Origin of the sequence: Bradyrhizobium sp. AZCC 1678 (genome assembly GCF_036924765.1) — a bacterium.
Classification (GTDB): domain Bacteria; phylum Pseudomonadota; class Alphaproteobacteria; order Rhizobiales; family Xanthobacteraceae; genus Bradyrhizobium; species Bradyrhizobium algeriense.
The window spans coordinates 5,772,536-5,791,546 of sequence record NZ_JAZHSE010000001.1 but is presented as its reverse complement, the minus strand read 5'-3'; the positions used below and the strand labels follow the sequence as shown (position 1 = coordinate 5,791,546).

Genomic DNA, 19,011 nt, shown 5'->3' with positions numbered 1-19,011 from the left:
GCCACCGTCATGGCCGAACTCGTGTGATGAACCCTCGGGTCAAGCCGGGGGCAAATGGATGGTCCGGGAAATTAAGGTAAACAAATGGTTTAAATTGCCGCCCGGATTTTGCGGGCGTTAGGTCGCCGTCGCCCCGTTGGGGGCTTGGGGGAAGCGGCATGATCGGAAACAGGCGGATCAGCACATTCAACGGCGCGCTGCTGGCGGCCTATTTCATTCCGGCCTGGACCATCGCAGCCTTCAAGATCGTCGTTTCGCCGATCCACGGTCTCTATGAGCGGCCGAACATTTCGCTGGCGCTGTTCGTCAGCGACCACCTGCAGCTCAGTGGATTGGCCACCGTTCGCGTCGCCTGGCTGCTGGCGCTCGGCCGGATGACCGTGGTGGCGTTCCTTGCGGCCTTTCTGGTTTTCATCACCCGCGCGTCGGCCCGCCGGAGCGGCGGCTGCGAGGAAGCGCTCGGCATGGCGCTTTTGATCGGCAGCGTGATGAGTTTTGCCGGCGTGCTGATGGCCTCGCAGGCCGGCGAGACTTCAGCGCTTCGGCTGCATGCGGCCGAGCTCATGATGATGCTCGGCACCGTCATTATCATGCTGATCGAGCGGCCCGCGCCGCCGCAGCAGGCCGGCGCTGCGCCCACCGGGCTATCCCTTCAGCGAAGCTAGTTCGGCGACGAGCCGCTCTTTGCAGCGCGGCGATACAGGACGGCCAGACAAGCCAGCAGCACGGCGGCCGACACGCCGAGCGACCAGTGAATGCCGATCGCGGCACCGGCGAGGCCCACAGTGATGCCGCTGAACGCCCGCATGCCGAGGCCGGCCATATTGAACAGGCCGACAACGCGGCCGCGGATGTCGGCGGGGGCATTTATCTGCACCAGCGCCTGCGCCATCGTGTTGAACGACAGCTCGAAGAAACCGGCGGCGAACAGCAATGCGATCGCAAGCGTGTAAATCCCGACGGACGCGAAGGCGAGCAGGGACAGGCTCCACAGAATGGCGAGCACGATGGCTGTCCGGGGATCAGGCTTCAGCCGTCCCCACGCTTCGAGGGCGATGCCCGCAAGCAGCGCGCCGGCGGCGTCGGCGGCCAGCAGCACGCTGTAGGATACGCCGGGGTCGCCATGCCCGAGATCGCCGGCAAAGCCCGGCATCTGGGCATGGTAGGCGTTGCCGATCATGAAGGAAGTCAGCCCGGCGAGCAGCGTCATCGAGGTCAGGACCCGCTGCGTGCCGATGTCGCGGATGGTCTGCATGATGTCGGCAAGGCCGCGGACGGGGATGCGTCGGGGTGCGGCGTCCTTGGCCTTCGTGGGCGCCCAGAACAGCCAGAGCAGCATCGGCAGATAGAACAGCGTGTTGAAAATGATGCCGTGGGATGGGCCGAGCGCCAGCATGATGACGCTGCCCACGGCCGGACCGACCAGGATGCCGAGATAGCGCGCCGTCGCGTTCAGCCGCACCGCGCTCGGCAGATTGGCCGGGCCCACGATGTCGTAGAGCAGCAACTGGTTCGGCGTCTGCCACAGCACGCCGGCGCAGCCATGGATGACGAGCAGCAGCATCGCGTGCCACATCTCAAGCGTGTCGGTGATGAAGAAAAATCCCCATCCTGCCGAGGCCACGATGAAGAGCAGCATCCCGCACTGGATGATACGGCGCGGATCGAGCCGGTCCGCCAGCGAGCCTACGGCGACCGAAAACAGCAGGAACGGAAGCCAGTGCGACAGCACCGCGAAGCCGGCCAGCGCAGGCGAGTGGAATTTCTGAAAGACCACCCAATAGCTGATCACGTGCTCGATATTGTCGGCCATCATGGCCAGCACATAGGCCATGAACTGGGCGCGATAGGGCGCGGACTTCATGGCCGCGAACGAGCCGGAAGCCGCCACGGGTTTCGTCGAAGGTTCGGAGTTCAAGATATCACCTGGGCAGGACTTCACCGGCTCGGCGCTGCAATGCTGCCGGGCCGGCATTTTGCTCGCGCCGATACACGCTCGTGGTTCGGCGCTCAAGACACTTGGGCGTGCTCAGGCGAAATAGTTGTCCTGATCGAGATCGGCGATGAGCCCCGGCTGCTCCGGCTTCCATCCCAGCGCCGCTCTGGTGCGCGCGCTCGAGGCCGGCATGTCCATCGCGGCGAATCTCGCGATCCAGCCGAAATGCGCAGGTGCCTCGTCATGCGTTTTGGAAATGACGGGCACGCCGAGCCTGCGGCCGATCACTTCGGCGATCTTTTTGAACGGCACGCCTTCGTCGGCGACCGCGTGATAGGGGCCGCCCTCGACGCCCTGTTCGAGCGCAAGCCGGTAGAGGCGGGCCGCATCGAATCGGTGCACACCGGGCCAGCGGTTCGCTCCATCACCGACATAGGCCGCGACGCCTTTCTCGCGTGCGATATCGATCAGGCGCGGGACGAAACCGTGATCGCCATCGCCATGGGTCGATGCCGCCAGCCGGACCGCGGACGCGCGCACACCCCGTGCCGCAACGGCAGCGGCCGCGGCCTCGGAGGCGCGCGGGAAATCGGGAGCAGGCCTGTCGGCCTCGGTCGCGATCCGGCGCGGCGCCAGCGAGCCAAATGCTGAGGTCACCAGCATCGGCCGCTGGGACCCTTCAAGCTCGGCGCCCATCGCTTCGATCGCACGGCGGTCTTCCGCGCAATTCTCCAGAAATCTCGAGAAGTCGTGGTTGAAGGCGGTGTGGATGACAGCGTCCGCCCTGCGCGCGCCGTCGCGAAGGCTCTCCAGATCTTCGAGCGAGCCGCGATGGGCTTCCGCGCCCAGGCCCGCGAGTGCGCTCGCTCCGGTATCGGAGCGGGTGAGACCAAGTACCTGATGGCCCGATGTGATGAGTTCGTGGACGACGGCGGAGCCGACAAAGCCGGTCGCGCCGGTAACGAAGATGCGCAAGTGAAAGTCTCCAATGATGTGTGGAGGCGGATATTGGCCAAGCGCCTGTCATGTTAAAGTAGTGATGTTATCGTGGTATAATGACCAACAGGATCAGCGTGAGCGTCGAAACCAACAATCTGCTCGGAAGCTATCTCAGGGATCGCCGCACCCGGCTTGATCCGGCCGCCCTCGGTTTCGCGGTGGGACGCAGACGGACGCCGGGGCTGCGCCGGGAGGAGGTCGCCCAGCGCGCCCACATCAGCCCGACCTGGTACACGTGGCTGGAGCAAGGCCGCGGCGGGGCTCCTTCGGCTGATGTGTTGAACCGGATCGCCCGCGCGCTGATGCTGACCGACATCGAGCGCGAACATCTCTTCCTGCTCGGACTCGGGCGTCCGCCCGAGGTTCGCTACACGGCCACCGAAGGCGTAACGCCTCGCCTGCAGCGCCTGCTTGATGCACTCGATGCCAGTCCTGCCCTGATCAAGACGGCCACCTGGGATGTCGTTGCATGGAATCGCGCGGCTGCTGCGGTCCTGACTGACTACGGCAAGCTTCCTCCGGGCCAGCGCAACATCCTTCGCCTCATCTTCGGCGATCCGCGGGTGCGGGCCGCGCAATATGATTGGGAAAGCGTGGCGCGTTTCGTGGTCGGCGCGTTCAGGGCGGACGCAGCGCGCGCAGGCGCTGTTTCCGAAGTCGGCCAACTCGTCGACGAACTCTGCCGGCTCAGCCCTGAATTCGAAGCCTTGTGGCGCGACAACAACGTCAACGTTTACGGCGAAGGCATCAAGCGCCTCCGCCATCCGATCCTCGGGCAGATCACGCTGGAATATTCGGCGTTTGCCGTCGACGGCCGGCCGGACCTTGGCATGATCGTCTACAATCCGGTCACGCGATCGGATGCCGACCGGATCAGGTCGCTCGTTACATCGCTGCCGGTGCAGCCATGAAGCGCAAGCCCTAGCCCTTCAGCAAATCTAATTCCGCAATGATCGCGTTCGCTTCCTTGATCGCGTGGTTGGCCGCCGGCACGCCGCAATAGATCGCCTGCTGCAGCAGGATTTCCTTGATGTCGTCGGGCGTGAAGCCGCCTTCGGCAAGGGCTGCGCGCACATGCAGGCGGAATTCATCCCACTGTCCCAGTGCGACCATGGTGCCGATCACGAGCACGCGGCGGGTGCGGTGGTCGAAATGCGGCCGGGTCCAGATGTCGCCCCAGGCGTAACGGGTGATCAGGTCCTGGAAGTCGGTATTGAACGCGTTGCGGTTCTTGATCGACTTGTCGACCCATTCATTGCCGAGCACTTTTCGGCGCTGGGCCATGCCGTCGTCGCGGCGTTGGTTGTCGTCCATGGTACGTTCTCCCCGTCATTGCGAGCGAAGCGAAGCAATCCATTTCACGGCTTGCTGAGACATGGATTGCTTCGTCGCTTCGCTCCTCGCAATGACGTCCCTGGTTGTGGTTGTCAGCGTTGCGTCAAAAAACCGATCACCGCGTCGGTGAAGGCGTGCGGCTGCTCGACGTTCGAAATATGCGCCGCATCGAGGATGGTCATGCTCGCGCCGGGAATCCGGCTGCGCATGAATTCGGCGTCCGCGATCGTCGTCGACATGTCGTGGCGGCCGGCGATGATCAGCGTCGGGCTTTTGATTTTCGATAGCAGCTCGCGCTGGTCGAGTGTCGACAGCGCCTCGCAGCAGGCGATGTAGCCCTCGACCGGCGTGGTCAGCATCATCGCCCTCATGTTGGCTGCGATCTGCGGCTCGCGCTCGCGAAAATCCGCCGTCAGCCAGCCCGCCATCACGGCGTCGGCGACCGCGGCGATGCCGCCTTCCTTTACCGCCTTGATGCGGTCGTTCCAGCGCGTCGGGTCTGGGTAGTGGCAGGTGGTGTTGGCCAGCACGATCTTGCCGAACCTGTCTGACGCGTTGGCGCCCAGCCATTGCCCGACCATGCCGCCCATCGACAGGCCGCACCAATGGGCTTTTGCGATGTTGAGGTCGTCGAGGATCGCCAGCACGTCGCGGCCGAAACGCTCCAATGAATAGGGCCCGGGCGGCACGTTTGACTTGCCGTGGCCGCGCCGGTCGTAGCGGATGACGCGGAACACCTGCGTCAGCGCCTTCATCTGCGGCTCCCACATCTGCATCGTCGAGCCCAGCGAATTCGACAGCATCAGCGTCGGTCCGCCGTCGCGGCCTTCGACGGATACGTTGAGCAAGCACCCGTCGGCGTCGATCATCGGCATAGGGATTCTCCGGTCACTTGTCGTCCAGCGAAGCGAGCAGGCGGTCGATCAGGGCCTGCGAGGCGCCCTGATAGGCCATCGGCTCGAACAGTTTTGCGATTCTGTCGGCGTCGAGCTGTGCGGCGACCTTGGCATCCGACGTCAAGACATCGCGCAGATGCTTCTTGTCCTTGACCGCCTTCTTGCTCGCCGCTTCGATCAGGTGATGCGCGTCGCTCTTGCCGACCTTTTCGGCCAGCGCCATCGTCACCGCTTCGGCCATGATCAGTCCGTCCGTCGTGTCGAGATTGCTGCGCATGCGCGCGGCGTCGACTTCCAGCCCCTCGGCGATATCCACAATGGCCGCCAGCCCGCCCGAGGTGACCAGCATCAGCGTCGGCAGCGTCGGCCATTCGGCGTGCCAGGGGCCGGCGCTACGCTCGTGGTCCTGCACCTGCGCCGCAAAAATCGTCGCCGCGAGACCGGGCGCCATGGTGGCTGCGGCAAGCGCACTGGCTGCCGCGACGGGATTGCGCTTGTGCGGCATGGTGGAGGAGCCGCCGCGGCCTTCGCCCGATGGTTCGAACGCTTCGCCGACATCGGTCTGCATCATCAGCGAAACATCGCGCGCGATCTTGCCGCAAGTGCCGGCAATGATGGCGAACACCGAGGCTGCTTCCGCGATGCGGTCGCGGTGGGTGTGCCAGGGCGCGTCCGGCAGCGGCAGCTTGAGCTCCGCTGCCAGTCCTTCTGCGACCTTTAGTCCGTTGTCGCCCAGCGCCGCGAGGGTGCCGGCCGCGCCGCCGAATTGCAACGCCAGCGTCTCGCTGCGCAAGCGCTGCAGCCGCAGCTTCGAGCGGTGCAGCGCCGCGGCATATTCGGCGAGCTTGAGCCCGAACGGCATCGGCAGCGCATGCTGGAGCCAGGTGCGGGCGACTACCGGGGTGTGGCGGTGTTGACGCGCCAGTCCGGCAAAGCCCGCGATCGCGCGGCTGATGTCGGCGAGCAGCGCGTCGATGCCGGCGCGAAGGCCGAGCATGGCGCCGGTATCGATGACGTCCTGGCTGGTCGCGCCCCAATGGACATAACGCGCCGCCTCGGCATCCACCTTGGCGACATTGGCCGTCAGCGCCTTGACCAGCGGGATGGCGAGGTTACCGGAGCGGGTGGCGGCGTGGGCCAGCGCGGCGAGGTCGAATGATTCGGCCCTGCACGCATTCGTGATCGGTCCCGCAGCACTTGCCGGAATGACCCCCAGCGCGGCCTCGGTGCGCGCCAGCGCAGCCTCGAAATCCAGCATGTTTTGCAGGGCCGCCGCATCGTCGCAGATCGCGCGCATGGCGGCGCTCGACAGCATCGGGGCAAGCAATGGGGAGAGTGCGGTGCTCATCTGCTCGCGACCTAACCATCCCGGCCTGTCGCTGCCAATGCCCTTATCGGTTTGGCTCTGCTGCACTTGCGAATATGCATCGCTTATCGCCCTTCCTTTTGGCCCGGGCGTGCTTTACTTGGGGATATCAGGCGCGATCCAGGAGGCACTCCCATGGCCATGACGATGAACGGCGAAGTCCAGCTTGCGGCGTCGCGCGAGGCCGTGTGGGCCAAGCTGAACGATCCGGAAGTGCTGAAGGTCTGCATCCCCGGCTGCGAGGAGCTGGAAAAGACCGAGGACAACGGCTTCCGCGCCACCGCCAAAATGAAGGTCGGACCGGTCTCCGCCCGCTTCAAGGGCAAGGTTAATTTGAGCGATCTCGATCCGCCCAATGGCTACAAGATCTCGGGCGAAGGCGAGGGCGGCGTTGCCGGCTTTGCCAAGGGGGGCGCCACCGTGGCGCTCGCCGAAAAGGATGGCGGTACCCTGCTGAGCTATACCGTCGAGGCCCAGATCGGCGGCAAGCTCGCCCAGCTCGGCCAGCGCCTGATCAACGGCGCGGCCAAGAAACTGGCCGACGAGTTCTTCGCCAATTTCGCCAAGGCCGTGCAAGGATGATCAAGGCTGACCAAGGCTGATTCTGCGCGGGCCCGCCCCCGGTCGAACAGGCCGTCAAGTCACTCAGGCCATGCCCCAGGCGAGGGGCTCCTGAGGTTGCTCATTACCGGGATGGCCCATATTATGGGCCTTGGAATGACTATAAACGCCTGCTTTGCCGGCATATCCGGCGGTGCAGCTCAAGAGAGTGGTGATGGCCAAGATTTCCCTGATCGTGAACGGTAACCCCGTAAACGCCAATATCGATCCCCGTACCCTCCTGGTCCAGTTGCTGCGGGAAAATCTGCGGCTGACGGGCACCCATGTCGGCTGCGATACCTCGCAATGCGGCGCCTGCGTCGTGCATCTCGATGGCAAGGCGGTGAAGTCCTGCACCACGCTCGCTGTCATGGCCGACGGCCACGAGGTCCGCACCATCGAGGGCCTGGCCGCCGACGGCGCGCCGCTGCATCCGATGCAGGAAGCTTTTCGCGAGCATCATGGCCTGCAATGCGGCTTCTGCACCCCCGGCATGATCATGACGGCGGTCGATCTGGTGCATCGCAAGGGCCATGACCTCTCCGACCACGTCATTCGCGAAGAGCTTGAAGGCAATCTGTGCCGCTGCACCGGCTACCAGAACATCGTTGCCTCGATCGCCGCCGGCGCCAAGGCGATGGCCAAGTCTGATCTTGCTTGAGGCCGATCTCGCTTAATTGATTTCATCGCGACCGCGATCAGGAAGTTCTCAATGTACGAATTCAAATATCATCGTCCGGCGACCGTGCGGCAGGCCGCCAATCTGCTGGTGAAGAACGAAGACGCCAAGGTGATCGCCGGCGGCCATACGCTGGTGCCGGTCATGAAGCAGCGCCTTGCCAGCCCGCCGCACCTGGTCGACCTCTCCCATATCGAAGGGCTCGACGCCATCGAGATGAAGGGCCGTTCGCTGGTGATCGGCGCGACCGCCAGCCATGCCGAAGTCGCAACGTCGTCGATCGTCGGCGAAGCCATTCCGGCGCTCGCCGAACTCGCCGGCGGGATAGGCGATCCCGCGGTGCGCCATAAAGGCACGATCGGCGGCTCGCTCGCCAACAACGACCCGACCGCGGACTATCCCGCAGCGGTGCTCGCGCTCGGCGCCACTATCGTCACCAACAAGCGCCGCCTCAAGGCGGAAGAGTTCTTCCAGGGCCTGTTCACGACCGCGCTGGAGAGCGACGAGATCATCACCAAGGTGATGTTCCCGCTGGCGAAGAAAGCGGCCTACATCAAATTCCGTAACCAGGCTTCGCGTTACGCGCTGGTCGGCGTGTTCGTCGCCAAGCGGCCGTCGGATGTGCGCGTCGCCGTCACCGGCGCGGGCTCGGACGGCGTGTTCCGCGCTACCCAGTTTGAGGAGGCGCTGAAGAAGCGTTTCTCGCACAAGGTGCTCGACGGCATTTCGGTGTCGTCGGAAGGGCTGAACAGCGATCTGCACGGCAGCGCCGAATACCGCGCGCACCTGATCGGCGTCTTGACGCGCCGCGCCGTCGAAGCCGCAACGGCGAAGTAAGTTTGCCGATTATTAGCGTATCAAGATTGGCTTTCCCAGAACAGGTTTGCCCATGAGTGCATCGGCGCTGCCCAAATCCGTCGATGGCATGCTCGAGTTGTTGACCTCGCGCGGCTATCTGGCCGAGCGGTCGCTGGCGACGGTGGCCTACCTGTCGCTGCGCATGGGCCGGCCGCTGTTTCTCGAAGGCGAGGCCGGCGTCGGCAAGACCGAAATCGCAAAGGTTTTGTCCGCCGCGCTCGGGCGAAAACTGATCCGCCTGCAATGCTACGAGGGGCTCGACGTCGCCTCCGCCGTCTACGAGTGGAGCAGCGCGGCGCAGATGATCGCGATTCGCTTGGCGGAAGCCGCCGGCGACACCGACCGCGAGCAATTGTCGTCGGACATTTTCGCTGAGCGCTTTCTGATCAAGCGCCCGCTGCTGCAGGCGCTGGAGCCTGACGTCGCCGGCGCGCCGGTGCTGTTGATCGACGAACTCGACCGTGCCGACGAGGCGTTCGAGGCGTATCTTCTGGAGATCCTCAGCGACTTCCAGGTCACGATCCCCGAATTCGGCACCATCAAGGCGCCGCAGCCACCGATCGTCATCATCACCTCGAACCGCACCCGCGAGATCCACGACGCGCTGAAGCGGCGCTGCCTCTATCACTGGGTGGATTACCCCGAGGCCGAGCGCGAGCTTGCGATCGTCAAGTCGCGCGTGCCTGATATTTCCGCAAAGCTGTCGCAGCAGGTCGTGCGCTTCGTGCAGGCGCTGCGCGACCAGGATTTCTACAAGTCGCCGGGCGTGGCCGAGACCATCGACTGGGCCACCGCTCTGACCGAACTCGACGCCCGCTCACTGACGCCGCAAATGGTCGGCGACACGCTGGGCGCGCTGTTGAAATACCAGGACGACATCGCGCGCATGCAGGGCGACACGCTGCAGAAGGTTTTGAAGGAAGCGACGAGCGATTAAGTCGTCATTCCGGGGCGATGCGCAGCATCGAACTACGGTGCGCAATTGCGCACCTGAGAATCTCGTCATTCCGGGTTCGATGCTGCGCATCGCCCCGGAATGACGAGAGAGTGGAAACCGGGTTGACCATGACCAACATCGACCATCTCAATCCGCCGACCGGCCACATGGCCGACAATGTCGTCGGCTTCGCCCGCGCGCTGCGCGCGGCAGGGATTCCCGTCGGCCCCGGCGCCGTCATCGACGCGCTCAACGCGCTGCAGGCAATCGAGATCGGCCACCGCGCCGACGTCTACGCCACGCTGGAAGCGATCTTCGTCAAGCGCCACGAGCATATGCTGATCTTTGCCCAGGCCTTCGACCTGTTCTTCCGCGCCGCCGAAGACTGGAAGCACATGCTGGATTCGGTGCCATTGCCCGATCACGCCAAAAAGAAGCCGCCGCCGGCCTCGCGCCGCGTGCAGGAGGCGCTGGCGCAGCCGTCGATGCGCGACGAGGCGCACGAGGTGCAGGAACAGGAACTGCGGCTGTCGGTCTCCGACAAGGAGATCCTGCACAAGAAAGATTTTGCGCAGATGAGCGCGGCCGAGATCGCCGAGGTCACTCGCGCCATCGCCAATATGAAGCTGCCGCAGGCCGAGTTGCGCACCCGCCGCTACCAACCGGACGCCAAGGGCCTCAAGCTCGACATGCGGCGAACCCTGCGCAGCAGTCTGCGCACCGGCGGCGAGATCATCGACATCAGAAAGCTCGGCCTGATCGAGAAGCCGGCGCCGATCGTGGCGCTCTTGGATATCTCGGGCTCGATGAGCGAATATACCCGACTGTTCCTGCACTTCCTCCATGCCATCACCGACGCCCGCAAGCGCGTCTCCGTGTTCCTGTTCGGCACGCGGCTGACCAATGTGACGCGGGCGCTGCGGGCGCGCGATCCGGACGAAGCGCTGGCGAGCTGTTCGTCTTCGGTGGAGGACTGGGCCGGCGGCACAAGGATCGCCACCTCGCTGCACAGCTTCAACAAATTGTGGGGCCGCCGGGTGCTGGGGCAGGGCGCCATCGTGCTCTTGATATCAGACGGGCTGGAGCGCGAGGCCGACGCCAAGTTGGCGTTCGAGATGGACCGGCTGCACCGCTCCTGCCGCCGCCTGATCTGGCTCAACCCGCTGCTGCGCTACAGCGCCTTCGAGGCCAAGGCCCAGGGTATCAAAATGATGCTGCCGCACGTTGACGAATTCCGGCCGGTACATAATTTGAGTTCGATGGAAGGGCTGATCGCGGCGCTTTCGGCGCCGCCCCCGCCGCACCACATGAGCCGCATCCGCTCCGCAGCTTGAAAGGGCTTCAAAATGCTCAACCGCGACGAAGACATTCTGCAGGCCGCCGAGAACTGGCAGAAGGCCGGCCACGGCGTGGCGCTGGCGACCGTGGTCGAGACCTGGGGCTCGGCGCCCCGGCCGGCCGGCTCCAGCCTCGTCATCAACGATGACGGCACATTCTTGGGCTCCGTCTCCGGCGGCTGCGTCGAGGGCGCGGTCGTCACCGAGGCGCTGGACGTGATCGCCAGCGGCAAGCCAAAAATGCTGGAATTCGGCGTCGCCGACGAAACCGCCTGGAATGTCGGCCTGTCCTGCGGCGGCACCATCCGCGTCTTCGTCGAGAAGGTGGGCCAGTCGTGAAACTCGAAACGCTGACGCAGGTCAATGCCGAGCGCGCCGGGCGCCGCCCGGTGATCGTGATCACCGATACCGCCAATGGCGAGCAGCGGCTGGTGAAGGCCAAGGACATCGCCGTCGATCCGCTGGGCGCCGAACTTGCCAAGCAGCTCCGCATGGGCAAGAGCGGCATGATCGAGAGCGGCGGCAAGAAGCTCTTCCTCAACGTCTACGCGCCGACCGCGCGTCTCGTGATCATCGGCGCGGTTCATATCAGCCAGGCGCTGGCACCGCTCGCGCGCTCGCTCGACTACGATGTGACGGTGGTCGATCCGCGCACGGCCTTTGCGAGCCCCGAGCGCTTTCCCGACGTGCCGCTGATCGCGGAGTGGCCCGACGTGGCGCTGCCGCCGCTCAATATCGATCATTACACGGCGTTCGTCGCGCTGACGCACGATCCCAAGATCGACGATCCGGCGCTGCTGCATGCCTTTGAACGCGACTGTTTCTATATTGGTGCGCTGGGTTCGCGAAAGACCCATGCCAAGCGCGCCGAGCGGCTGAAGGCGCAGGGCGCTGATGATGCCGATATCGCGCGCATCCATGCGCCGATCGGCCTTTCCATCGGCGCGGTGTCGCCGTCGGAGATCGCGGTCGCGATCATGGCCGAGATCACCGCCGAGCTGCGGTTGCCGAAAGAAACCTCGAAGGTACAGGCGGCATGAAGTTCGGTCCCGCCAGTCCGGAAGACGCGATTGGCGGCGTGACCGTGCATACGCTGCGGCAGGGGTCGCTGGTGCTCAAGAAAGGCACCACGATCGGCCCCACTGAGGTTGAGGCGCTCAACAAGGCCGGGGTCAAGGAAATCGTCGTGGTGCGGCTGGAGGCGGGCGACGTCTCCGAAGACGAAGCCGCTGCCAGCATTGCGCAGGCCGTTGCCGGCGAGGGCGTCAATGTCGAGCGCGCCTTTACCGGCCGCTCCAATCTGTTCGCCGCACAGGCCGGCGTGCTGGTGGTCGATCGCGCCGCGGTCGACCGCATCAACGGTGTCGACGAAGCCATCACCTTTGCAACGCTCGCGGCTTTCAAGCCGGTGGTCGAAGGCGAGATGATCGCAACGGTCAAACTCATTCCGTTCGGCGTCGAAGCGAAGCTGCGTGATGCGGCCGTTAATGTCGCTGGCAAGGGCACGCTGCGGATTGCGCCTTATGTCACCAAGAAGGTCGGCGTGGTTTCGACCCTGTTGCCGGGGCTTTCGCCAAAGGTGATCGACAAGACCCTGCGGGTGACGGCGGAGCGGCTGGCGCCCGCCGGTGCCAGCATCATTGCCGAGCGCCGCGTGCCGCACGATGAGGCTGATCTCGCGGCATCGATCAAGGAATTGCTCGGCCTCGGCGCTGAGCTGGTGATCGTGTTCGGCGCCTCCGCGATCGCCGACCGCCGCGACGTGATCCCGGCCGCGATCACCGAGATCGGCGGCGCGATCGAGCATTTCGGCATGCCGGTCGATCCCGGCAATTTGCTGCTGATCGGCAGCGCCGGCGGCGTGCCGGTATTGGGCGCGCCGGGCTGCGCGCGCTCGCCGGTCGAGAACGGCTTTGACTGGGTGCTGATGCGCCTTCTCGCCGGGCTGAAGGTCACGCGCGCGGAACTGACCGGCATGGGCGTCGGCGGCCTGTTGATGGAAATCGTCACGCGGCCGCAGCCGCGCACCGTTGCCGACCTCGAAGCCAACCGCAATGTCGCGGCAATCGTGCTCGCCGCCGGGCGCTCGACCCGGATGGGCGGTCCCAACAAGCTGCTCGCCGAAATCGACGGCAAGAAGCTGGTGCGGATCGTGGCCGAGCAGGCGCTGGCGTCGAAGGCGACCGAGGTGATCGTCGTCACCGGCCATCAGGCCGATCTCGTCGAACAGGCGCTGGCCGGGCTGAATGTAAAGTTCGTCCGCAATCCGGATTTCGCCGGCGGGCTCGCTTCTTCCGTCAAGGCCGGCATCGCGGCAGTGACAGAAAACGCCGACGGCGCCGTCGTCTGTCTCGGCGATATGCCGCTGATCTCCGCAAAACTGATCGACCAACTCATCGAAACTTTTGCGCCGGACCGCGGCCATCTGATCGCGGTGCCCGTCAGCGACGGCCGCCGCGGCAATCCCGTGCTGTGGTCGCGGCGTTTCTTCAAGGAGTTGATGACGCTGGACGGCGATGTCGGCGCCCGCCATCTGATCGCCAAGCACACTGAGGCCGTCGCCGAAGTCCCGGTCGATGGTCAGAGCGCCTTTCTCGATATCGACACGCCGCAGGCGCTGGAAGCCGCGCGAGGATTGTAGGGTGGGCAAAGGCGCACTTGCGCCGTGCCCACCATCTCTCCCGTTCGCTGATCTATGGTGGGCACGCTGCGCTTTGCCCACCCTACAAAGCTACGAAGCTTCCGTTCACCAAATTTAAAACTCCCCGCGGCTAGATTCTTCCCCGTTACCTCGGGGGAGGGGCATTTGATCGTTTCGACCGTGGCGGCACAGCGCCGCGCGCTCTTTATCGTTGCGCTGACGCTGATACTGGGCGTCTCGGGCTTCATCACGAGGGCATGGGCGGCGGGCGCGTTCGCCGTCGGCAAGTGCGGCGCTTACGGCCAGGCCTATGACTATCCGGCCGAGGCCACCGCGCGTGCCGCGGCGCTGAAACAGTGCAAGGGCAACTGCACCGCGCTCACCATGAATCGGGCCTGCGCCGCGCTCGCGGTCGACATGACCAATCCGTGCGGTCCCCACGGCTATGCCGTAAAACCCAAAATTTCGAGCTCGCTCAACGCCGCGACAAAGAAGTGCTACGAATTCGGCGGCAAGGAATGCGTCATCCGCGCCTGGGCCTGCGACGCCAAGGGGTGAGTCGCGATGTGCGCAGCGGTTCGATCTCACGTTCGGACGGGAGATACGTGCTTGCAGCGTCTGGGAATGTGTTGTCGCTAGCTAACGCGGAGGCCAATTTCATTTGTTATGGCAACGATAAGCTGATCTAAAACAAACGGCTTTGGTAAAAAGGCAACAATCTCTCCTTCTGGAAAGCTGTCTTCGAAAACATCTTCTGCGTAACCAGAAACAAAAATAAACGGCTGGTCTGCATTTCGTTTTCGTATTTCGCGATAAAGAGCTGGTCCGTCCATCTCCGCTAAGTGGACTTCTGACACGACGATGTCGAACTTATTGCCGTGTGTAATGTAGACGCCGAGCGCCTCTACCCCGTCAGCGGCTTCGACGACCGTATATCCACGCGAACGCATGCCGCGAGCATTAAGGGAACGTAAGCTCGAATCTGGTTCGACGAGCAGCACACTAATCGTTTCGGTGTAAACCGCCGGAGCGGCTTTGTGCCACGCAACCATCCGCATGCCCGGATTGCTCGGTCGGGTTTCAGCAGAAGGTTGGTGTCGTGGGAATAAGATAGAAAATGAAGTGCCTTGGGATACAACCGAGGTTACAAAAAGGACCCCGCCGCTCTGCTTTACAATTCCGTACACCGTTGACAGACCTAATCCGGTTCCCTTGCCAACCTTTTTGGTCGAGAAGAACGGCTCAAAAACGTTATCAATGATGTTGGCTGGAATGCCGGTGCCAGTGTCCAAGACGTCGATGCGGACGTAATCGGCAGGTGACAGACCCCTGTGGGCCAGCTTGACGGAGTCTTCGGCAGCCAAGTTGGCGGTCTTCACCGTCAGCCTACCGCCGTCGGGCATTGCGTCGCGGGCGTTGACTGCTAGATTGACAATCACCTGCTCGAACTGCGAGACGTCGACCTTGATCGGCCAGAGGTCGCGGCCGTGCACAAGTTCGAGCTTGATCTTTTCGCCAATCAGTCGCCGTAGCAGCATAGTGAGGTCGGACAGCGCGTCACCGAGGTCGAGCACTTGGGGTTGCAGCGTTTGACGGCGCGAGAATGCGAGTAGCTGCCGCACCAGCGTCGCAGCGCGGGTCGTGTTCTGCTTAATCTGCATAAGATCCTGGAACGATGGGTCGGTTGGCTTGTGCGCGTTCAAGAGAAAGTCGTTCGCCATCATGATTGCCGAGAGCACGTTGTTGAAGTCGTGCGCGATGCCTCCCGCGAGTTGGCCGACCATTTCCATCTTTTGCGATTGGTTGAGCTGGTGCTCAAGCGATCGTCGTTCGCTGATATCGAGGACATAAATATGAGCTGTTTCTAACGTTGCGTCTTCAGTTGTCACAAAGAACTGACCCCAACGCTCCTTATCGTCAGCGAGCAAAGCTTCGATTGGCGGGTTATCATGACGGCCCTTCGTGGCTTTGATGATCGCGGCTTCCAGAATTTCGCGATCACGTGGGTGCACCGCTGAGAGAATTGAACCTCCGACGTTTGCCGCCGCGATGCTGCGCGTCAGTTCCGCATATCGTGTATTGCCGCTAAGGATTTTGCAGTGCTTGTCAACTCTCGCCACAGCCATTGGCGTGTTCTCAAAGAACGGTTGAGGTAGCACATCCACCGCTGTTCCGCTTGTAAGCGCCCGTTCATATCCTCTCGCACCGGTAAGGAGAGCTCCTTCGAGATTTGTCGTTGTATCCCACGTCGCCTTGAACCAGCGAGTATAAGATAAATTCGCTCCGACAAAATTGTACCCTCGAAGATCCGACCCGCTAAAGTCAACTCCGGTCAGATCTGCAAATCGAAAATCAACGGCTGGATTCAGATCAGAAAGCTCTACAAGGTCCGAAAAGCAAGCCGTGTCTGATTGGTAGACGTCCTTGAGTTTGCGTCTATCCGCATCATCTAACCAACCATGAGTTTCCGAAATTGACGGCGGGGCATGCTCAGTCATTGTTGTGATTCCCCCCTGGTCTTTCTAACCGCGCGCAAAGTTTGTCGAGCGAGAATTACATCCCCTTCGGTAACTCCAGAATCGCCGATATTCATCGTTCGACTTATCGCGAGGGCAGCAATGCGTGCAGCAACGGCAGCGCGATTTATCTCCGCTTGCTTCTGATTGAATCGAGCGTCTACTGGGGCCGGTACAGTACTGGTGCGTTGAAACCAAAGGTCTCTAAGCGAGCATCTGAAGGTGACATGAACGTCTATCGACGTACTCTCTAGTTCTGGTAGAATATGACAGAGCGGCTCGTCCCCTATGATCTTGTGTTCCAATACGTTCTCTTGATTGAGCCCCAATCCATAGACCCGCCAATAGTTGTGGCCTGCATCAGCAACGCGCCAAAAGTGCTGAATATACTCTCGGTCTTTGTGCTCTGATTGAGAGATCGTTCGCTCAACTTGACCTCCGACATTTGCGTCAGCTTTCGCAAGGCTGCCTATCCACTTTGTGAAGTTAACGCCGAGTTGTCCCCCAACTGTTCCATGTCGCTTCGCTTGGTCGACTTCCGATTGTGTAACCTTAAGATGCCCTCCCGTCGTCTGTAGGCGCCCTCGATTGCTTATTTGTCCGCCCTTTGGTTCGACAACTACCTCGCCAATCTGGAATCCAACGGCAAACTGAAGTACTCCTTCGTCGGTTTGGACCCGATCGTGCAACCGTCCGCACCATAAACCGACTAGCAGCCCAAGCCCCTCGCTAGTGTGAAGATTGGTGGGACTCTCAATAGAAAGAGACGCCAATTTTTCGTCGGCATATTGCGTCGCCAGGATGGAAACAGTCCACATTGATGTCCTCGCCGCGAAATATGCAGACATGAAATATGCAGACATAATGACACAACCTAAGAGATTGCGCTATTGATTCGAAGATTTAGGACGAGCCCACTTCCGCCGCTAGGAAATTGGAGTTAGCGTCAAAGCCCATCTCAGTGGTCGGTTTATAATCCATGCAATTCGACACCAAGATCGCGGTCATCATCCGGACCGACCTCGAACCGTGGCAAAAACTCAACGTCGCTTCGTTCCTGGCCGGCGGCATTGCTGCCGCCTTTCCGGAATGTATCGGCGAGCCCTATGGCGACGGCTCCGGCACGAAATATCTGTCGCTGATCGGCCAGCCGATCCTGATCTACGGCGCTGACCGCGTCGCGCTCACCCGCGCGCTCGAACGGGCGCTGGCGCGAAACGTCACGCCCGCGGTTTATACCGAGGACATGTTCAAGACCACGCACGACGCCGCCAACCGCGAGGTGGTCAGGGCCGTGATCCGCGCCGAGCTCAACCTGGTTGGCCTCGCGATGCGCGCCGAGCGCAAGGTGATCGACAAGATCGTCGACGGGTTGAAGTTTCACAGCTAGGCGTTTTCGAGCAACGCCTGAGTTATTGGCTTGGCATTGCGCCAGGGCTGGCTCGTTGAAAGAGGTAATAGAATAGCGAGCGACCTCAAGGCAGGCACTGCGATCCACCTACCAAGTCAGCTGCATCTACCCGATTAATCCGGCTGCGCAATTTCAAAGAAGAACCGAGGAACATCTGCGGTAACAGGCTTGTTCGTTCGTCGGGGCAGCACGAGGAGGCTACCATGAGGACACCTCAGCTCTCCGCATTAATGTTAGCTGTTCTTACCTTCAGCGCCGGCGCCGCGGAACCTCAGAAGCTGTGGGAGGCGAGTGGCTTCAAGAACCCCGAATCGGCGGTCTTCGATCGATCCGCGGGAGCCATCTATGTGTCGAACGTCAACGGCGATCCGATGAAAAAGGATGGCAACGGCTTCGTTTCAAAGCTCGGGCCGGATGGAAAGGTCGTAACGATCGAGTGGGTCAAGGGACTCGACAGTCCGACCGGGCTCGCGCTTGCGAATGGCAAGCTGTACGTCGCAGATGTGGACCGCATTGCGGAAATCGACCTCGCCAAGGGCGAAGTCCTGAACCGGTTCGAGGCACCCGGATCGAAGTTCTTGAACGATCTCGCGGCTGACAAGAGTGGACGGATTTACGCTTCCGATATGGTGTCAAACAGCATTTGGGTGCTCGACGGCGGCAAGCTGTCTCTCCTGTTGCAGGATGACGCGCTCGAAAATCCGAACGGGCTCCTCGTCGAGGACGGCCGGCTTGTGGTCGCGTCGTGGGGCAAGATGGCCCCGGACTTCTCAACGAAGGTGCCCGGCCGCATGAAGGCGGTCGATCTCGTGACGAAGAAAGTGTCCGATCTAGGTAGCTCGACACCAGTCGGTAATCTCGACGGTGTCGAACCCGATGGCAAGGGCGGCTATCTTGTCACCGATTGGATGACCGGCGGGCTGTTCCGCATCGCGAGCAATGGCACAGCGACGCGCCTCCTTCCGCTCGCGAAGGGGAGCGCCGATCTCGGGATGGGGCCGGATGGCATCGTCATCATCCCGATGATGATGGATGGCACTGTTGTGGCTTACAGGGTCGATACACGCTGAGAACAGGAGTGCGCCTGGCTGAGTGCGGCGTGGCTTCTGATGAAGTGCGCCGCTTCGGCCACGACTTTCTCCTGTCATCACGAACGCCGAAGGATGCACCCGCGATCGAAAAATGAATACGCACAGCAATATTGCGGCGCCGAGTACGGCGGGACGCGACCAGCGCATCGGCAATTGCGTGGTGGCGGTGTTTCGCGCTCCGGTGGCCTATGGCGGCGTTTCGAACGATGCGTTCGCGCTCGGGGAGCGCATAGTCATGCACCTGCCAGCGACGTCCATTTTGAGTACGCTGTTACCAGCGTATCTTGCGAGCCCGACGAGGATGTACGGCTACCGTCTCTCCTTTGGCGCATCGAATGCGAGGGCTTGAACCTTTTTCGCCGCGCATAGACAAAGTGAGCGGCTGGGAGCGGTGCTCTGCGCCTGACCG

The 19,011-nt window shown here is 62.5% G+C and carries 20 protein-coding genes and 2 pseudogenes; 14 read left to right on the top strand and 8 right to left on the bottom strand.

All coding sequences use genetic code 11. The annotated features are described in order from the left end of the window. The first annotated feature begins 158 nt into the window (after positions 1 to 158). A complete protein-coding gene (locus tag V1294_RS27915; protein ID WP_334501657.1) occupies positions 159 to 665 on the top strand; it encodes a hypothetical protein in 507 nt (168 codons plus the stop codon). Here V1294_RS27915 and V1294_RS27910 read toward each other — a convergent pair. Next, positions 662 to 1,918 carry an MFS transporter gene (locus V1294_RS27910; RefSeq protein ID WP_334501656.1) on the bottom strand — a complete coding sequence of 419 codons (1,257 nt, stop codon included), beginning with the start codon at positions 1,916 to 1,918 and terminating at the stop codon, positions 662 to 664. The two genes, V1294_RS27915 and V1294_RS27910, sit on opposite strands and share 4 nt — an antisense overlap. 111 nt (positions 1,919 to 2,029) lie before the next feature. Next, positions 2,030 to 2,911 carry an SDR family oxidoreductase gene (locus V1294_RS27905; protein WP_334501655.1) on the bottom strand — a complete coding sequence of 294 codons (882 nt, stop codon included), beginning with the start codon at positions 2,909 to 2,911 and terminating at the stop codon, positions 2,030 to 2,032. A gap of 80 nt (positions 2,912 to 2,991) precedes the next feature. Here V1294_RS27905 and V1294_RS27900 point away from each other — a divergent pair, with 80 nt between their 5' ends. Beyond that, positions 2,992 to 3,846, top strand: coding sequence for a helix-turn-helix transcriptional regulator (locus V1294_RS27900; RefSeq protein ID WP_334501654.1), 855 nt, complete (start codon positions 2,992 to 2,994; stop codon positions 3,844 to 3,846). Between the two features lie 10 nt (positions 3,847 to 3,856). On the opposite strand, the gene V1294_RS27895 is transcribed toward V1294_RS27900, so the two are convergent. The 3 genes from V1294_RS27895 to V1294_RS27885 all read right to left on the bottom strand — a co-directional run bounded on the left by V1294_RS27895 (position 3,857) and on the right by V1294_RS27885 (position 6,514). Then, positions 3,857 to 4,249, bottom strand: a complete 393-nt coding sequence (locus tag V1294_RS27895) for a carboxymuconolactone decarboxylase family protein (protein WP_334501653.1) — start codon at positions 4,247 to 4,249, stop codon at positions 3,857 to 3,859. 113 nt (positions 4,250 to 4,362) lie between these two features. Continuing rightward, positions 4,363 to 5,145, bottom strand: coding sequence for a 3-oxoadipate enol-lactonase (pcaD, locus tag V1294_RS27890; RefSeq protein ID WP_334501651.1), 783 nt, complete (start codon positions 5,143 to 5,145; stop codon positions 4,363 to 4,365). 13 nt (positions 5,146 to 5,158) lie between these two features. Further along, positions 5,159 to 6,514, bottom strand: coding sequence for a 3-carboxy-cis,cis-muconate cycloisomerase (locus V1294_RS27885; RefSeq protein WP_334501648.1), 1,356 nt, complete (start codon positions 6,512 to 6,514; stop codon positions 5,159 to 5,161). 153 nt (positions 6,515 to 6,667) lie between these two features. Between V1294_RS27885 and V1294_RS27880 the strand changes: the two genes are divergently transcribed. The 9 genes from V1294_RS27880 to V1294_RS27840 all read left to right on the top strand — a co-directional run bounded on the left by V1294_RS27880 (position 6,668) and on the right by V1294_RS27840 (position 14,142). Beyond that, positions 6,668 to 7,114: an SRPBCC family protein gene (locus V1294_RS27880; RefSeq protein WP_108516537.1), complete on the top strand. Its 447-nt coding sequence runs from the start codon at positions 6,668 to 6,670 to the stop codon at positions 7,112 to 7,114. A gap of 193 nt (positions 7,115 to 7,307) precedes the next feature. After that, on the top strand, positions 7,308 to 7,793 hold the full coding sequence (locus V1294_RS27875; protein WP_108516919.1) for a (2Fe-2S)-binding protein: 486 nt from the start codon (positions 7,308 to 7,310) through the stop codon (positions 7,791 to 7,793). A gap of 51 nt (positions 7,794 to 7,844) precedes the next feature. Then, positions 7,845 to 8,648, top strand: a complete 804-nt coding sequence (locus tag V1294_RS27870) for an FAD binding domain-containing protein (RefSeq protein ID WP_334479162.1) — start codon at positions 7,845 to 7,847, stop codon at positions 8,646 to 8,648. Between the two features lie 52 nt (positions 8,649 to 8,700). After that, positions 8,701 to 9,606 carry an AAA family ATPase gene (locus tag V1294_RS27865; protein ID WP_334479163.1) on the top strand — a complete coding sequence of 302 codons (906 nt, stop codon included), beginning with the start codon at positions 8,701 to 8,703 and terminating at the stop codon, positions 9,604 to 9,606. Between the two features lie 128 nt (positions 9,607 to 9,734). After that, positions 9,735 to 10,940: a vWA domain-containing protein gene (locus tag V1294_RS27860; RefSeq protein ID WP_334501646.1), complete on the top strand. Its 1,206-nt coding sequence runs from the start codon at positions 9,735 to 9,737 to the stop codon at positions 10,938 to 10,940. A 12-nt stretch (positions 10,941 to 10,952) separates the two neighbouring features. Further along, positions 10,953 to 11,282 carry an XdhC family protein gene (locus V1294_RS27855; protein WP_025589337.1) on the top strand — a complete coding sequence of 110 codons (330 nt, stop codon included), beginning with the start codon at positions 10,953 to 10,955 and terminating at the stop codon, positions 11,280 to 11,282. Then, positions 11,279 to 11,983 carry an XdhC family protein gene (locus tag V1294_RS27850; RefSeq protein ID WP_334501644.1) on the top strand — a complete coding sequence of 235 codons (705 nt, stop codon included), beginning with the start codon at positions 11,279 to 11,281 and terminating at the stop codon, positions 11,981 to 11,983. Before V1294_RS27855 ends, V1294_RS27850 begins: the two co-directional genes overlap by 4 nt. Beyond that, a complete protein-coding gene (locus tag V1294_RS27845) occupies positions 11,980 to 13,584 on the top strand; it encodes a molybdopterin-binding/glycosyltransferase family 2 protein (protein ID WP_334501642.1) in 1,605 nt (534 codons plus the stop codon). The genes V1294_RS27850 and V1294_RS27845 overlap by 4 nt, the downstream gene beginning before the upstream one ends. A 168-nt stretch (positions 13,585 to 13,752) precedes the next feature. Further along, entirely contained in the window at positions 13,753 to 14,142 is a 390-nt protein-coding gene (locus V1294_RS27840; protein ID WP_334504850.1) for a DUF4189 domain-containing protein, read from the top strand. Between the two features lie 77 nt (positions 14,143 to 14,219). Here V1294_RS27840 and V1294_RS27835 read toward each other — a convergent pair. The 3 genes and pseudogenes from V1294_RS27835 to V1294_RS27825 form a co-directional block, all read right to left on the bottom strand. Further along, positions 14,220 to 15,791 (bottom strand): annotated as a pseudogene (locus tag V1294_RS27835) (ATP-binding protein); the annotation flags it as partial. A gap of 75 nt (positions 15,792 to 15,866) precedes the next feature. Then, positions 15,867 to 16,082, bottom strand: a pseudogene (locus V1294_RS27830) (pentapeptide repeat-containing protein); the annotation flags it as partial. Beyond that, the gene (locus tag V1294_RS27825) at positions 16,079 to 16,918 is read right to left on the bottom strand and encodes a hypothetical protein (protein WP_334501640.1); all 840 of its coding nucleotides are present in this window, start codon (positions 16,916 to 16,918) and stop codon (positions 16,079 to 16,081) included. The gene V1294_RS27825 and the pseudogene V1294_RS27830, both read right to left, overlap by 4 nt. Positions 16,919 to 17,079: 161 nt before the next feature. Here V1294_RS27825 and V1294_RS27820 point away from each other — a divergent pair, with 161 nt between their 5' ends. The 3 genes from V1294_RS27820 to V1294_RS27810 all read left to right on the top strand — a co-directional run bounded on the left by V1294_RS27820 (position 17,080) and on the right by V1294_RS27810 (position 18,951). Beyond that, complete coding sequence (locus V1294_RS27820; RefSeq protein ID WP_334501638.1) at positions 17,080 to 17,490, top strand: DUF2000 family protein; 411 nt, start codon at positions 17,080 to 17,082, stop codon at positions 17,488 to 17,490. A 224-nt stretch (positions 17,491 to 17,714) separates the two neighbouring features. Next, entirely contained in the window at positions 17,715 to 18,581 is an 867-nt protein-coding gene (locus V1294_RS27815; protein ID WP_334501635.1) for an SMP-30/gluconolactonase/LRE family protein, read from the top strand. Between the two features lie 112 nt (positions 18,582 to 18,693). Then, entirely contained in the window at positions 18,694 to 18,951 is a 258-nt protein-coding gene (locus V1294_RS27810) for a hypothetical protein (protein WP_334501632.1), read from the top strand. Positions 18,952 to 19,011: the final 60 nt, after the last annotated feature.

Excerpts from the sequence above, each read along its gene's own strand:
- V1294_RS27915 (WP_334501657.1), top strand. The coding sequence starts at position 159 with ATGATCGGAAACAGGCGGATCAGCACATTCAACGGCGCGCTGCTGGCG.
- V1294_RS27900 (WP_334501654.1), top strand. The coding sequence starts at position 2,992 with ATGACCAACAGGATCAGCGTGAGCGTCGAAACCAACAATCTGCTCGGA.
- V1294_RS27895 (WP_334501653.1), bottom strand. The coding sequence starts at position 4,249 with ATGGACGACAACCAACGCCGCGACGACGGCATGGCCCAGCGCCGAAAA.
- pcaD (WP_334501651.1), bottom strand. The coding sequence starts at position 5,145 with ATGCCGATGATCGACGCCGACGGGTGCTTGCTCAACGTATCCGTCGAA.
- V1294_RS27885 (WP_334501648.1), bottom strand. The coding sequence starts at position 6,514 with ATGAGCACCGCACTCTCCCCATTGCTTGCCCCGATGCTGTCGAGCGCC.
- V1294_RS27880 (WP_108516537.1), top strand. The coding sequence starts at position 6,668 with ATGGCCATGACGATGAACGGCGAAGTCCAGCTTGCGGCGTCGCGCGAG.
- V1294_RS27875 (WP_108516919.1), top strand. The coding sequence starts at position 7,308 with ATGGCCAAGATTTCCCTGATCGTGAACGGTAACCCCGTAAACGCCAAT.
- V1294_RS27870 (WP_334479162.1), top strand. The coding sequence starts at position 7,845 with ATGTACGAATTCAAATATCATCGTCCGGCGACCGTGCGGCAGGCCGCC.
- V1294_RS27865 (WP_334479163.1), top strand. The coding sequence starts at position 8,701 with ATGAGTGCATCGGCGCTGCCCAAATCCGTCGATGGCATGCTCGAGTTG.
- V1294_RS27860 (WP_334501646.1), top strand. The coding sequence starts at position 9,735 with ATGACCAACATCGACCATCTCAATCCGCCGACCGGCCACATGGCCGAC.
- V1294_RS27855 (WP_025589337.1), top strand. The coding sequence starts at position 10,953 with ATGCTCAACCGCGACGAAGACATTCTGCAGGCCGCCGAGAACTGGCAG.
- V1294_RS27845 (WP_334501642.1), top strand. The coding sequence starts at position 11,980 with ATGAAGTTCGGTCCCGCCAGTCCGGAAGACGCGATTGGCGGCGTGACC.
- V1294_RS27825 (WP_334501640.1), bottom strand. The coding sequence starts at position 16,918 with ATGTGGACTGTTTCCATCCTGGCGACGCAATATGCCGACGAAAAATTG.
- V1294_RS27820 (WP_334501638.1), top strand. The coding sequence starts at position 17,080 with ATGCAATTCGACACCAAGATCGCGGTCATCATCCGGACCGACCTCGAA.
- V1294_RS27815 (WP_334501635.1), top strand. The coding sequence starts at position 17,715 with ATGAGGACACCTCAGCTCTCCGCATTAATGTTAGCTGTTCTTACCTTC.
- V1294_RS27810 (WP_334501632.1), top strand. The coding sequence starts at position 18,694 with ATGAATACGCACAGCAATATTGCGGCGCCGAGTACGGCGGGACGCGAC.